The 13,783-nt window shown below is 64.0% G+C and carries 14 protein-coding genes; 7 read left to right on the top strand and 7 right to left on the bottom strand.

Annotation, left to right across the window (positions count from 1 at the left end; genetic code table 11):
* Positions 1-126 precede the first annotated feature (126 nt).
* From thrC to LB525_RS19070, 4 genes are read left to right on the top strand one after another with little or no spacing between them, the layout of a single operon-like run.
* Entirely contained in the window at positions 127-1,524 is a 1,398-nt protein-coding gene (gene thrC / locus LB525_RS19055; RefSeq protein ID WP_224545839.1) for a threonine synthase, read from the top strand.
* A gap of 14 nt (positions 1,525-1,538) precedes the next feature.
* Complete coding sequence (locus tag LB525_RS19060) at positions 1,539-2,831, top strand: M16 family metallopeptidase (RefSeq protein ID WP_224545841.1); 1,293 nt, start codon at positions 1,539-1,541, stop codon at positions 2,829-2,831.
* Between the two features lie 15 nt (positions 2,832-2,846).
* Positions 2,847-3,443, top strand: a complete 597-nt coding sequence (locus LB525_RS19065) for a GNAT family N-acetyltransferase (RefSeq protein WP_140541542.1) — start codon at positions 2,847-2,849, stop codon at positions 3,441-3,443.
* 2 nt (positions 3,444-3,445) lie between these two features.
* Complete coding sequence (locus LB525_RS19070; RefSeq protein WP_176476983.1) at positions 3,446-6,334, top strand: EAL domain-containing protein; 2,889 nt, start codon at positions 3,446-3,448, stop codon at positions 6,332-6,334.
* Positions 6,335-6,569: 235 nt separating this feature from the next.
* Here LB525_RS19070 and LB525_RS19075 read toward each other — a convergent pair whose 3' ends face one another.
* Complete coding sequence (locus LB525_RS19075) at positions 6,570-7,178, bottom strand: YqgE/AlgH family protein (RefSeq protein ID WP_095767156.1); 609 nt, start codon at positions 7,176-7,178, stop codon at positions 6,570-6,572.
* Positions 7,179-7,303: 125 nt separating this feature from the next.
* On the opposite strand from LB525_RS19075, the gene LB525_RS19080 reads away from it, so the two are divergent.
* The 3 genes from LB525_RS19080 (at position 7,304) to LB525_RS19090 (ending at position 9,300) form a co-directional block, all read left to right on the top strand.
* Positions 7,304-8,110, top strand: a complete 807-nt coding sequence (locus LB525_RS19080) for a protein-disulfide reductase DsbD domain-containing protein (protein WP_318012412.1) — start codon at positions 7,304-7,306, stop codon at positions 8,108-8,110.
* Between the two features lie 139 nt (positions 8,111-8,249).
* Complete coding sequence (locus tag LB525_RS19085; RefSeq protein ID WP_224545845.1) at positions 8,250-8,732, top strand: peroxiredoxin; 483 nt, start codon at positions 8,250-8,252, stop codon at positions 8,730-8,732.
* Between the two features lie 91 nt (positions 8,733-8,823).
* Positions 8,824-9,300 carry a DUF2938 domain-containing protein gene (locus tag LB525_RS19090; RefSeq protein ID WP_224545847.1) on the top strand — a complete coding sequence of 159 codons (477 nt, stop codon included), beginning with the start codon at positions 8,824-8,826 and terminating at the stop codon, positions 9,298-9,300.
* A 3-nt stretch (positions 9,301-9,303) separates the two neighbouring features.
* Here the strand turns inward: LB525_RS19090 and LB525_RS19095 are convergent, their stop codons facing one another.
* The 6 genes from LB525_RS19095 to LB525_RS19120 all read right to left on the bottom strand — a co-directional run bounded on the left by LB525_RS19095 (position 9,304) and on the right by LB525_RS19120 (position 13,713).
* Positions 9,304-9,897: a histidine phosphatase family protein gene (locus tag LB525_RS19095; RefSeq protein ID WP_224545850.1), complete on the bottom strand. Its 594-nt coding sequence runs from the start codon at positions 9,895-9,897 to the stop codon at positions 9,304-9,306.
* A gap of 39 nt (positions 9,898-9,936) precedes the next feature.
* Complete coding sequence (gene rnhA, locus LB525_RS19100; protein ID WP_095766771.1) at positions 9,937-10,467, bottom strand: ribonuclease HI; 531 nt, start codon at positions 10,465-10,467, stop codon at positions 9,937-9,939.
* A complete protein-coding gene (locus LB525_RS19105) occupies positions 10,464-11,426 on the bottom strand; it encodes a homoserine kinase (RefSeq protein ID WP_224545852.1) in 963 nt (320 codons plus the stop codon). Before LB525_RS19105 ends, rnhA begins: the two co-directional genes overlap by 4 nt.
* A gap of 6 nt (positions 11,427-11,432) precedes the next feature.
* A complete protein-coding gene (gene ispH / locus LB525_RS19110; RefSeq protein ID WP_140541535.1) occupies positions 11,433-12,437 on the bottom strand; it encodes a 4-hydroxy-3-methylbut-2-enyl diphosphate reductase in 1,005 nt (334 codons plus the stop codon).
* Positions 12,438-12,574: 137 nt separating this feature from the next.
* Positions 12,575-13,330 carry an SURF1 family protein gene (locus LB525_RS19115; protein ID WP_224545854.1) on the bottom strand — a complete coding sequence of 252 codons (756 nt, stop codon included), beginning with the start codon at positions 13,328-13,330 and terminating at the stop codon, positions 12,575-12,577.
* Positions 13,327-13,713: a DUF983 domain-containing protein gene (locus LB525_RS19120; protein ID WP_140541534.1), complete on the bottom strand. Its 387-nt coding sequence runs from the start codon at positions 13,711-13,713 to the stop codon at positions 13,327-13,329. The genes LB525_RS19115 and LB525_RS19120 overlap by 4 nt, the downstream gene beginning before the upstream one ends.
* Between the last annotated feature and the right edge of the window lie 70 nt (positions 13,714-13,783).

Raw genomic sequence — 13,783 nt, forward strand, 5'->3', positions numbered from 1 at the left:
AACTGCACTTCCCTCTCACAAAGCCGGTGACGTATAGCAACCGCGCGGCAAAAATGCGACTGAGCGGGCTCGGAAAATTAACCAATTGCCGTGGATGACGCGACCGGCAGCAATAGGCCTTTGACGATGCAATATGTGAGTACCCGCGGGGATGCGCCCGCGCTTGGATTTTCCGACGCTGTGCTGGCCGGCCTGGCGCGCGACGGCGGGCTCTACGTGCCGCGCGAGTGGCCACAGTTTTCGGCCGCCGACATCCGCGCCATGCGCGGCCTTGCCTATCCGGACCTTGCCATCCGCGTGCTGACGCCGTTCCTCGGCGGCGAGATCGCGGCGCCCGTCTTCGAGCGGCTGGTGCGCGAGGCCTATGCGACTTTCCGGCATCAGGCCGTCTGCCCGCTGGTGCAGACCGGGAAAAACACCTTCATCCTCGAGCTGTTCCACGGCCCGACGCTGGCCTTCAAGGACGTGGCGATGCAGTTGCTGGCGCGGCTGATGGATCATGTGCTTTCGGAACGGGGCAAACGCGCCACCATCGTTGGCGCGACCTCGGGCGACACCGGGGGTGCCGCGATCGATGCGTTCGCCGGCCGCGACCGCACCGACATCTTCATCCTGTTCCCGCACGGCAAGGTATCGCCGGTGCAGCAGCGCCAGATGACGACGTCGAGCGCGGCAAACGTCCATGCGTTGGCGGTCGAAGGCAATTTCGACGACTGCCAGGGCCTGGTGAAGGACATGTTCAACGACCACGCCTTTCGCGACAGGGTGTCGCTGTCGGGTGTGAATTCGATCAACTGGGCCCGCATCATGGCCCAGATCGTCTATTACTTCTCGTCGGCCCTGTCGCTCGGTGCGCCCGACAGGCCGGTCTCCTTCACCGTGCCGACGGGCAATTTCGGCGATATTTTCGCCGGTTACGCCGCCAAGCGCATGGGCCTGCCGATCGAGCGGCTGATTATCGCCACCAACGACAATGACATCCTGGCGCGGACGCTGGCGAGCGGCGAATACCGCACCAAGGGCGTGTTCGCCACGACCTCGCCGTCGATGGACATCCAGGTGTCGTCTAATTTCGAGCGGCTGCTGTTCGAGGCCGCGGGCCGCAATGCCGAGACGGTGCGGCGCTATATGAACGGCTTGAAGCAGTCGGGCGCCTTCACCATCGAGGAGGGCGAGCTCAAGCGCATCCGCGCCGAGTTCGATGCCGGCCGCGCTAGCGTCGACGAGGTCGCCGCCACCATCCGCGCGACGCTCGAGGCGAGCAACTACCTGCTCGATCCGCATACGGCCGCAGCCGTCCGTGTCGCCGCCACCCAGGACTCCGGCGCGGTGCCCATGGTGGTGCTCGGCACCGCGCATCCGGCGAAATTCCCGGCGGCGGTCGAGGCCGCGAGCGGCATCACCCCTGCCCTGCCCGCATGGCTAGGCGGCTTGATGACAGCCGACGAAAAATACACGATACTTCCATCCGACTTGAAAATGGTGGAAGATTACGTGGACCGCCACTCGCGGGCGGCGCGTTAGGGAGTACTTGCCATATGGGTGTTGAGGTAAGCCGTCTGTCGAACGGCCTGACAGTCGCCACCGAAACCCTTCCAAGCATCGAATCGGTTGCCCTTGGTGTCTGGGTCAAGTCAGGCGCCCGCAACGAGCGCGACGAAGAGCATGGCATGGCCCATCTGCTCGAGCACATGGCGTTCAAGGGCACGAAGCGCCGCAGCGCATTCGAGATCGCCTCGGAAATCGAGAATGTCGGCGGCGAGATCAACGCCGCCACCAGCGTCGAGACGACCTCCTACTACGCCAGGGTGCTTTCCGACGACGTGCCGCTGGCGGTCGATATCCTGGCCGACATCCTGCAGGAATCCGAATTCGATCCCGACGAGCTGGAGCGCGAGCAGCATGTGATCCTGCAGGAGATCGGCGCCGCGCACGACACGCCCGACGACATCGTCTTCGACCGCTTCACCGAAACGGCTTTCCGTCATCAGACCATCGGCCGCTCGATCCTCGGCACGCCGAAGACGGTCAAATCCTTCACCTCCAAACAGTTGCACAGCTTCATCGAGCGCCAATATGACGCGGAGCGGATGGTCGTCGTGGCCGCCGGCGACGTCAAGCACGACAATTTCGTGCGCGAGGTCGAGAAGCGGCTTGGCGGCTTCCGCGCCAAGGCGGCGGGCAATATCCCGCAATATGCGCAATATGTCGGCGGCGACTTCCGCGAGGACCGCGACCTGATGGATGCGCAGATCGTGCTCGGCTTCGAGGGCCGCGCCTACCATGTGCGCGATTTCTACGCCTCGCAGGTGCTGTCGATGATCCTGGGCGGCGGCATGTCGTCGCGGCTGTTCCAGGAGGTGCGCGAGAAGCGTGGCCTCTGCTACTCAGTCTATGCCTTCCACTGGGGTTTTTCCGACACCGGCATCTTCGGCGTGCATGCCGCCACCGGGCAGAGCGACATCGCCAAGCTGGTGCCGGTGATCATCGGCGAATTGCAGAAGGCCGGCGAGAGCATCCAGCAGGACGAGCTCGACCGGGCGCGGGCGCAATATCGCGCCGGCCTGATCATGTCGGCCGAAAGCCCAGCGAGCCGCGCCTCGCAGATTGCCCGGCAACTGCTGTTGTTCGGGCGGCCGATTGCCAAAGAGGAATTGATGGAGCGGCTTTCGGCGCTGACCGTCGAGCGGCTGACCGATCTCTCCTCGCGGCTGTTCTCGACCAGACCGACGCTTACCGCGGTCGGTCCCGTGGGCACGCTGGCGCCCTACGAGGCGATCCTCGAATCGCTTGCGGGCCCGCAGACGACGGCCCGCCGGCTCGCCGTCTGATCTTCGACCAAAACCGTGTTCGCGCTCCCTTTCTTTCGCCGCGACCTGCCGGCACTGAAGGGCGACAAGGTCACGCTGCGCGTGCCCTTGACCAACGACTATCGCGAATGGTCGGCGGTGCGCGGCGAAAGCCGCGCCTTCCTCGAACCCTGGGAGCCGCGCTGGCAGCCGGACGAGCTCGACCGCAATGCCTGGCGCCTGCGCATCAGCCGCTACCGCGAGGATTATGCCCAGGGCACGGCTATCGCCTTCTTCATCTTCGAAAAATCGAGCGGCAAGCTCGCCGGCGGCATCACGCTCGGCAACATCCGCCACGGCGTCGCGCAGAGCGGCCATATCGGCTACTGGATCGGTGAACGCTTCGGCGGCCGCGGCATGATGACAGAGGCGGTCAAGCTGGTGTCGCGCTTCGCCTTCGATACGCTGCGGTTGCACCGGATCGAAGCTGCCTGTATTCCCGAAAATGCCCGGTCGATCCGTGTGCTTGAAAAAGCCGGATTCCGGCGCGAAGGACTTCTGCGATCCTATCTCAGGATCAACGGCATCTGGCAGGATCACTACCTCTACGCCCGGATCGCGGACGATCCGCCGGGCGATGGAACGAAGGGCTGATTGTGACGAATTTTCCGCGATTAGCGTCGCTATTCGCCCTCATCATGACGGTCGTCGTCACGCTTTTTTCGGCCATGCCGGCTTTTGCCGTCGAGCCGATCAAAATCGCGCGCGACGACAAGGCGCTGGACCTATCGCGCGCCGTGGAAATCTACCGGAACCAGGGTGAGAATTTCCAGGTCTCGACGGCGCCCGGCCCCGACGGCATCGTGCGGCGCATCGAAGTGGAAGCCAATGATGCTCGCTCGAGCGGCGACTGGGCCGTCTTCGCGCTCGCCAACACCACCGACCAGCAGCTCGACCGGCTGATCGTCGCGCCGCATTTCCGGCTGGTGAATTCCGGCATCTTCTGGCCGGATCTCGGCTCCACGCGCATCGCCGCCATCACGCCCAGCGAGGGCTTCGCGCTCGACCGCCAGACAAGCCCCGACGCCGACGTATTCCGGGTGACGCTGAACCCCGGAACGGTGGTGACCTTCATCGCCGAGCTCGCCTCGCCGAAACTGCCGCAGGTCTATCTCTGGGAGCCGGATTCCTACAAGGACTCGGTCAACTCCTACACGCTGTTCCGCGGCATCGTCATCGGCATTTCGGGGCTTCTTGCGCTGTTCCTGACGATCCTGTTCGTGGTCAAGGGAACCTCGATGTTCCCGGCGACCGCGGCGCTCGCCTGGGCGGTGCTGGCCTATATCTGCGTCGACTTCGGCTTCCTCAACAAGATCATCGAGATATCGCCCGGCAACGAGCAGATCTGGCGGGCCGGCACGGAGGTGGCCCTGGCCGGAACCTTCGTGGTGTTCCTGTTCGCCTATCTCAACCTCAACCGGTGGCATGGTCATTTCAGCTACGGCGCGCTGGTCTGGATCCTCGGGCTGCTGTTGATCGCGGGGGTGGCCATCGTCGATCCGGCGGTCGCCGCCGGCGTTGCCCGCATCTCGTTCGCCGCCACCGCGCTCACCGGCCTCGGCCTCATCATCTTCCTCGGCATCCGCGGCTATGACCGCGCGATCATGCTGGTGCCGAGCTGGGTGATGGTGCTGCTATGGCTATGCGGATCGTGGATGGCGATCACCGGCATGCTGGACAACGACATCGCCCAGCCGGCGCTGGGCGGCGGGCTGATCCTGATCATCCTCTTGATCGGCTTCACGGTCATGCAGCACGCCTTTGCCGGCGGCGCGCTGCATCAGGGCCTGTTCTCCGACCTGGAGCGGCAGGCGCTCGCCGTCGCCGGCTCGGGCGACATCGTCTGGGATTGGGACGTGCTGCGCGACCGCGTGGTGACCAAGCCCGACATCAGCCTGCAGCTCGGCCTTGCGCCCAACAGCCTTGGGGGTGCGGCCCGCAACTGGCTGCCGGTGCTGCATGCCGACGACCGCGACACGTTCCGCACCACGCTCGACGTGGTGCTGGAGCATAGGCGCGGCAAGGTAGCGCAGAACTTCCGCCTGCGCGGCGCCGACGGCCATTACCACTGGTTCTCGCTGCGCGCCCGCCCGGTGATCGGCTCCGACGGCGAGGTGATCCGCTGCGTCGGCACCATGATTGACGTCACCGAGCAGAAGAAATCCGAGGAAAGGCTGCTGCACGACGCCGTGCATGACAATTTGACCGGCCTGCCGAACCGCGAATTGTTCATGAACCGACTGGAAGCGATCATCTCGATCGCCCGCACCGAGGAGAAGGTGCGCCCGACGGTCTTCATCATCGACATCGATCGCTTCAAGCAGGTCAATGACGGCCTTGGCATCTCCGCCGGCGACACCATTCTGCTCACCGTCGCGCGCCGGCTGCACCGGCTGCTCAAGCCGAAGGATTCGCTGTCGCGCTTTGCCGGCGACCAGTTCGCGCTGATGCTGCTTTCGGAACAGGACCCGGCCCGCATCGCTGCCATGGCGGACGCCATCAAGCACGCGATCAACAATCCGATCACCTTCGCCAAGCGAGAAATCGTGCTCACCGCATCGATCGGCCTGATCACCTGGACGACGGCGCAGACTTCGGCCGAGGACATGGTCAAGGACGCCGAGCTTGCCATGCACCAGGCCAAGCGTTTCGGCGGCGACAGGATCGAGCCCTTCCGTCCCGCCTTCCGCACCGTCGGCACCGACCGGCTGCAGTTCGAATCCGACCTTCGCCGCGCTATCGAGCGGCGCGAGTTCACGCTTGCCTACCAGCCGATCGTGCGGCTGGAGGATGGCAGCGTCGCCGGCTTCGAGGCGCTGCTGCGCTGGGACCATCCGCGCCGCGGCATGATCCCGCCGGGGGACTTCATTCCGGTCGCCGAGAATTGCGGGCTGATCGTGCAGCTCGGCCTGTTCGCCATGCAGCAGGCGGCCGAGGACCTCGCGACCTGGCAGAAGCAGATCGGCGACGCGCCGCTGTCGGTGTCGGTCAACCTGTCCAGCCGCCAGCTCATCCGCCGCGACCTGGTCAGCGACGTCCGCTCGGTCATAGCGCGCGCCAATCTGAAACCGCGCTGCTTCCGGCTGGAGCTCACCGAGTCCCTGGTGATGGACAATCCCGAGCAGACCGCGCATGTGCTGACCAAGCTGAAGCAGCTCGGCATCGGATTGTCGCTCGACGATTTCGGCACCGGCTATTCCTCGCTCTCCTACCTGACGCGCTTCCCCTTCGACACCATCAAGATCGACAAGAGCTTCGTCGACGACGCCACGCCGAAGCGTGCCGTGCTGCTCAAATCGATGGTCAACATGGCGCATGAGCTGGGGCTTTCGGTCGTGGCGGAAGGCATTTCGGATGAAAGCGACGCGCTGGAGCTGCGCCAGATGGGCTGCGAATATGTGCAGAGCTTCATGTTCGGCGCGCCGATGCCCGGCGACCAGGTGCTGAAGACGCTGAGGGAGCAGTATCCGCTGACCCAGGCTTAGGTTGGCGCGCTTGATACGGCCGGTCGTTCCAATCGAGTAGCGAGACACTCTGCGATTGGCCGTTACGTCCATCACATCGTCATTCTCGGGCTTGACCCGAGAATCCATTCCGTGACGTTAACGCATTGAAAAGCGTTGCAGAGTTCTGCACCGCTGCACTCTATGCTCGATGTAACGGCATGGATCCTAGGGTCTGCGCGCGTCGCTTTTGCTCCGCCCTAGGATGACGAACGTGCTAAGCGTGCCCGGCGGCGGCGCTCAGATGGGCGAGGTCGATGCCGATCGAGGCAAGGATACGGTCGTATTTGCGCTCGATATCGGTGTCGAAGAGAAGCTCCGGCGTCGCCGGACAGGTGAGCCAGCCATTCTCGGAGATCTCCGTTTCGAGCTGGCCGGCGCCCCAGCCGGAATAGCCGAGCGCCATGAGGGCATGGCGCGGGCCGCGGCCGGTCGAGATGGCGCGCAGAATATCGACGGTTGCCGTCAGACAGATATCGTCGGAGACGTTGAGCGAGGATTCCACGCGATAGTCGCCCGAATGCAGCACGAAGCCGCGGCTGCGGTCGACGGGCCCGCCGTTGCGCACGACGAAATCGCGCGTATGCGCCGGCAGGCGGATCGCTTCCTGCTCGTTCATGATGCCGAGTTGCACAAGCAGGTCCGGAAACAGCATCTGCTGCGTCTGATTGATGATCAGGCCCATCGCGCCCTCGTCGCTATGGGCGCAGATGTAGATGACGGAGCGCGCGAAACGGTCGTCCTTCATGCCGGGCATGGCAATCAGGAACTGATCGTCGAGGAAACCGCGTCCGGCGGCCGACTTCTTGTGGCGCAGCAAGTCCATGGCCTCAGCGTAACGCGTTTCGGCAGCGCCGAAAAGATGGTGCCAGTCCCCGATGTCACGCAAATATGATACCGGGAGAGCGATGAAGTCATTGCGCGGCCAAGAACGGACGGTCAAATCACCGCATGCGATACATGAAATTACTGGTTCTCGGCGTCGTTTTCGGGTGGGCTACAAGCCCATCGGCCGAGGCCTCCTCCTCGAACTGGTACAACAGTGAAGGCGGCAAGGTTCGGCTGGTGACCACCGGCAAGCCCGACCAGGCCGGCAAGATCCACGGCGTGCTCGACATCGCGTTGAAGCCCGGCTGGAAAACCTATTGGCGCGATCCAGGCGACGCCGGCGTGCCGCCGCAACTCGACATATCGGGCAGCACCAATGTCGCCGACGCGCAATTGTCGTTCCCGCCGCCGCAGCGGCATGACGACGGCTATGGCAAATGGGCCGGCTACGATCGTCCGGTGTCGCTGCCGGTGACGTTCACGCTGTCTTCGCCCGACCAGCCGGCGACCATCGATGCCAATATCTTCCTCGGCATCTGCGAGACGATCTGCATTCCAGTGCAGACCCGGCTCAGCGTCGATCCCGGGTCCGACCCCGATAACGCGACCGACGCGGCCCTGGTGAAAACCGCACTTGCAACGCTGCCCTCCCCGGCCCGGTCCGATTTCGGCATCAGCGTGCTGTCCAGCGACCATGAGACCCTTGTCGTCCAGGCGCAGTCGCCCGGCGATCCGCAATCCGTCGATCTCTTCATCGCCGGCGAGCGCGACTACATGTTCGGCGCGCCGGTGCGCAGTCAGAAGGATGGCAAGCTCGTCTTCACCGTGCCGATCCTCGACCGGCCGTCGGCGGCGCCGACCGATGGCGGGCTGTATTACACGCTGACCAGTGCCGAGGGTTCGGTGGACGGGCTGCTGCCTTTCCCTTGATCCAGGGTCTTTCTGAGCCGCAATTCCGGACGGAAAACCGCTGCACACTTTTCCTGGAATTGCTCTGAAGAGTTGCCGGAGCCCGCGCAGTCCGATATCGAAGGCATCGATCCTTCCCATCCCCCAAGCGAGGCACCCCATGACCATTGCGGTTGGCGAAAAACTGCCCGAAGCGACCTTCAAGACCATGACCGCGGACGGCGCAAAGTCGATCACCGGCGATGAGATCTTCGCCGGCAAGAAAGTCGTGCTGTTCGGCGTTCCCGGCGCCTTCACGCCGACCTGCAGCAACAACCACCTGCCTGGTTATCTGGAGAATCATGACGCCATCCTGGCCCGCGGCGTCGACACGGTCGCCGTCGTCTCGGTCAACGACGTGCATGTCATGGGCGCTTGGGCGCGGTTCACCGGCGGCGAAGGCAAGATCCTCTATCTCGCCGACGGCAGCGGCGATTTCGCCAAATCGGTGGGACTCGACAACGATCTTTCCGGGGCCGGCATGGGCCTGCGTTCGAAGCGCTTCTCAATGATCGTCGACGACGGCAAGGTCGTGGCGCTCAATGTCGAGACCAAGCCGGGCGTCGACGAGAGTGGCGCGGCAAAAATCCTCGAGCAGCTCTAGATCAGGTCAGGTTTCGTTGGCCCCATGATCTTGTCCGAAAACCAGTTCCACTTTTTGCGTTCGCTGACCTTCGGTTCAGGATCATGCTCTGATGTTTGACACCGTCTGGCGCGCAGTGGCGATCGGCATCGGCGCCACAGTATTCATGGATGTCTGGGCGATCGTCCTCAACAAGGCGTTCGGCCTGCCATTGCCCAACTGGGGCATGGTCGGACGCTGGGTGCGGCATCTGCCGAAGAGGGTTTTTCACGACGATATCGGCAAGGCGGCACCTTATGCGCATGAAAAGGCGCTCGGCTGGGCATTCCACTACCTCGTCGGCATTCTCTACGGCGTGATCCTTGTCGTGCTCGCCGGCGCGGGCTGGCTGGCGGCGCCGACATTCCTGCCGGCCTTCATCCTCGGCATCGTCACGGTCGGGGCGGGCTGGTTCCTGCTTGCGCCGGGCATGGGCGCCGGCTGGGCGGCGTCCAAGCTTCCCAATCCGATGAATGTGCGCGCGCTCAACCTCCTGGCGCACACGGTGTTCGCGCTCGGCATGTTCTCGACGGCGCTGCTGATCCGCTGACGATCAAATGCCGCTATGCGGCGCCAGTTCGTCGATGGGGCGCCAGCCGTGCAGGATGCGGCGAGCCTCAATGTCATAGGCGAAGTAATTGCCGCCGCCCGCCGGCTGATCCGCGACACGACTGATTTGGCGGGAATCGAGCAGAAGCAGCAGAAGTGTCCCCACGCCTCCATGGCCAATGAAAGCCAAGTTGCCGGTGAGGCCGGTGCCAAGCACGGCGTCGACTTCGTCCATGATGCGCTGCTGTGCGTCTATCGCCCTTTCCCATCCGCGGATACTGTCGTGCGGCCTGGCGAAGAACTCGTCGGCAACCGCTTCGAATTCCGGCGGCGGCAGGAAGCCCGTCGCCGACCGGTCGTTCTCGTGCATCCGCTCCCGCACCTCGACCTCAAGATGAAGATGCTTCGCCAGGATTTTCGCAGTTTCGACCGCCTTGCGTTCAGCGGACGACACGATGCGCCCAATCGAGCCGATCCAGGGCTGATCGAGCATCGCAACAGCCCTTGCCCGGCCGATGTCAGACAGCCCCCATTCCGGCACCGGAATGTTGGCGTCGATCCGAACCTGCGGATGGGTAATGTAATAGGCGATCGGCAAGGCAAACTTTCTCCGATCAGATGCGGGCTCGATGGCCGATCAGTAGCTCTGGGTCGAGCGTCGCGCCTTCGCAACCGCCGGCCGCTTCGGCTGCGCTGCGGGCTGCGCCGCCAAAACAGGCTTCACCGGGCCCTTCTTGAACGGTGCCATGCCCTGCCGGGCCAGTTCGTCAGCGCGCTCGTTCTCCGGGTGGCCGGCATGGCCCTTAACCCAGTGCCAGACGACCTTGTGACGCCGGTTGGCCTCATCGAGCGCCTGCCAGAGCTCGCCATTCTTGACCGGCTTCCTGTCGCCGGTCTTCCAGCCGTTCTTCTTCCAGCCGTGGATCCATTTGGAGATGCCGTCCATGACGTATTTGCTGTCGGTGTAGAGGTCGACCGCGCAAGGCTCCTTCAGCGCGTTGAGCGCGGTGATGGCGGCCAGCAGCTCCATGCGGTTGTTGGTGGTCTCGGCCTCGCCGCCGGACAGCTCCTTGGTGACGCCGTTGTAGCGAAGCACTGCGCCCCAGCCGCCCGGCCCGGGATTGCCCGAGCAGGCGCCGTCGGTGAAGATCTCGATCTGCTTGTTCATGTCAGCCCGTATTCGGATGGCGACTTGATGGCGCGATGGAAGCGCATGCGGCGGATATATTCGGTCGGATCGCGCTTCATCACCAGCCCGCCATCCGGAATGGTCAGCCAGTCATAGAGGCGGGTCAGCATGAAGCGCAGCGCCGAGCCGCGCGCCAGCATCGGCAGCGCCGCCTTCTCGTCGCCCTGAAGCGGCCGCACCGACTGGTAGCCGGCCAGCAGCGCCGTCCCCTTGGTCAGGTTGAAGGAAAAATCCTTCTCGAAGCACCAGGCGTTGAGGCAGGTGGCGACATCATAGGCGTAGAGGTCGTCGCAGGCGAAATAGAAGTCGATCAGCCCGGACAGTTTCTCGCCGAGGAAGAAGACATTGTCCGGGAACAGGTCGGCATGGATGATGCCCTTCGGCAGGCCGGTGGGCCAGTTGCGCTCGAAATCGCTGAAGTCGGCGTCGACCTCGGCCGCCAGCCCTGGCTCGACCTCGTCGGCGCGCTCGCGCGAGGCAGCCCAGAGCTTGCGCCAGCCCTCGATCGCCAGCGCGTTCGGCCTTCGCATCTGAAAATCCTGGCCGGCAAGATGCAGGCTGGCGAGCGCCTTGCCGACTTCGCCGCAATGCGCCGCCGTCGGCCGCCTGAGCGACAGGCCTTCGAGGAAGGTGATGATGACGGCGGGCCGGCCGGCCAGCGTGCCGATGACGGTGCCGTCATGCGCGGTGACCGGCAGCGGGCAGGAAATGCCTTTCCTGGCAAGATGGCCCATCAGGCCGAGAAAGAACGGCAGGTCGGCCTTGTCGACCCGCTTCTCGTAGAGCGTCAGGATGTAGGAGCCGGTCGAGGCGTGGACCAGGAAATTGGAATTCTCGGTGCCTTCGGCGATGCCCTTGTAGGAGAGCAGCTCACCCACCGGATAGGCCTTGAGGAATGCGGTCAGCTCGCCTTCGTTGACGTCGGTGTAGACGGCCATCCGGTTTCACGCCGCTCCGTTGACGAAGGCCATGTCGGCCGCCGTCAGTTCGACATCGCGCAACACCCGCATCACCGGAAAATCCTCCGTTTCCGTGGCCGTGACGGCCAGATCGATGGTGACGTCGAAGCGTTGCCGGAACGCGTCGATGATCTCGTCGACGATGATTTCCGGCGCCGAGGCGCCGGCCGACAGGCCGAGCGTCCTGATCCCGGCGATCTCATCCCACGGAATTTCGGCGGCGCGCTGCACGAGAAGCGACATTGTGGCGCCCGCGCGCTCCGCCACTTCGACAAGACGACGCGAATTGGACGAATTGGGAGCGCCGACGATAAGGAAAAGATCGGCGCCGGCCGCTGTCTCCTTCACCGCTTCCTGGCGGTTGGTAGTGGCGTAGCAGATCGATTCGGCCGCGGCCGCATGCAGTTCGGGAAACCGCTCCTGGAGCGCGCGAATGATGCCCGCCGTGTCCTCGACCGACAAGGTCGTCTGGGTGACGAAGCCCAGCGCCGAAGCGTCGACAGGCACGAAACGCGCGGCGTCAGCCTCCGTCTCGATCAGCGTCACCGCGCCTTCCGGCAATTGGCCCATCGTGCCGATCACCTCCGGGTGGCCGGCATGGCCGATCAAAAGCACATGGCGACCAAGCCGCTGGTGGCGCATCGCCTGCTTGTGCACCTTGGAGACGAGCGGGCACGTGGCGTCGAGGTAAAAGAGATTGCGCGCCTGCGCGTCCGCCGGCACCGATTTCGGCACGCCATGCGCGGAAAAGACCACGGGCGACTGGCGATGCTCCGGCGGAATCTCGGACAGTTCCTCGATGAAGACGGCGCCCAGGCTCTGCAGCCCTTCGACGACGTAGCGGTTGTGCACGATCTCGTGGCGGACATAGACCGGCGCACCGTATTTCTTCAGCGCCAGCACGACGATCTGGATGGCGCGGTCGACACCGGCGCAGAAGCCGCGCGGCTGGCAGAGCCTGATCGTCAGCGGTGGCTTTTTCTGGGTCATGAATGCAAGGCCGATTCAGTCGGAACCAAGAACATGATGCCGAAAAGTGTGAGGCGGTTTTCGGACGACATCATGCTCTATCTGTTTGATTAGGCGAAATGAGGTGCGCACCCCTGCCCTGTCAAGAGCGAGGACGCTCACTGCTCCTTCGCCGGGCGGCGCAACCTCAGGATCAGCACGGCTGCAAGGGCGGCGGCCAGCCCGTACCACGTGACGGCATATTGCAAATGGTTGTTCGGCAGGTCGATGATGGTGACGCCACCGACCGGCAGGCCGCCAGGATTCGGCGTCTTGTCGGCATCGACGAAGAACGGCACCAGCACGAACCCGGCAGGCAGACCGGCGGTCGCCGCCATGACGTCGCGGTCCTTCCAATAGAAGATGTTCTTGGCGACGTCATTGTCGGGAAGCATCATCGACGGCTTTGCAGGCAGCGGATTGCGGGCAAGTCCGGTCACGGTCACCTTGCCGGCGACTTCGCCCTGCCGGCGCTTGGAGGGATCCTTGAGGTCATAGGGAACGAAGCCGCGGTTGACGAGCACGAAGCGGCCGTCCTCGAGCTGCAGGGGCGTGTAGACGTTGAAGCCGCTGTCGCCTTGCCAAGTGGAAAAGAAGTGCCGCTCGCCCTGATGCAGGAAAGTGCCTGTTACCGTCACGGGCGTGTAGTCGACATCATGGGAAGCGGCGAATTCCTTCTCCACGTCCGCTAGAGCCAGCGGTGCGGAATGGGTGCGCTTGTCGATGGTTGCGAGCAGGCCTTCCTTCCAATGCAGGCGCTGGACCTGCCAGGTGCCGAGCCCGATCAGGACGGCGAACAGGACAAGGCCGAGGCCAAGCAGCAACGCCGTGCGCGGCCGCGAAGGGCCGCCAACCAAACCGGTCGTCTCGCTCATTCGTTGGAATCCAGCCTGCCCTCTGAGGCCTTCTTCGAATACTGCAAGGTGATCAGCACGCCCTTGATCAGGCGTAGCGCCGTCAGGCAGAGCACCAGCGCCAGCGGTATCCACAACATAAAGTGCAGCCAGAGCGGCGGACTGAACGTCACCTCCATCCACAATGCGAGGCCGACGACGACGAAGCCGATGATCAGGATGACGAACACGGCCGGCCCGTCGCCCGCATCGGCGAAGGAATAGTCGAGTCCGCAATTATAGCAGCGCTTGCCGACGGTGAGGAAACCCGAGAACAGCTTGCCTTCGCCGCAGCGCGGACAGCGGCCATGCAGACCGGCCGAGATCGGATCGATAGGTGGCCAGATCGCCTTGTCTTCGCTCATGTTCCCACCCTAGACCTTTTTGCCCCAAAGAATAAGGCGGCCACGTCGCCGCAGCCGCCCCTTGGGATTC

Source organism: Mesorhizobium sp. CA16 (genome assembly GCF_020165175.1).
In the GTDB taxonomy this organism is placed as follows: Bacteria; Pseudomonadota; Alphaproteobacteria; order Rhizobiales; family Rhizobiaceae; genus Mesorhizobium.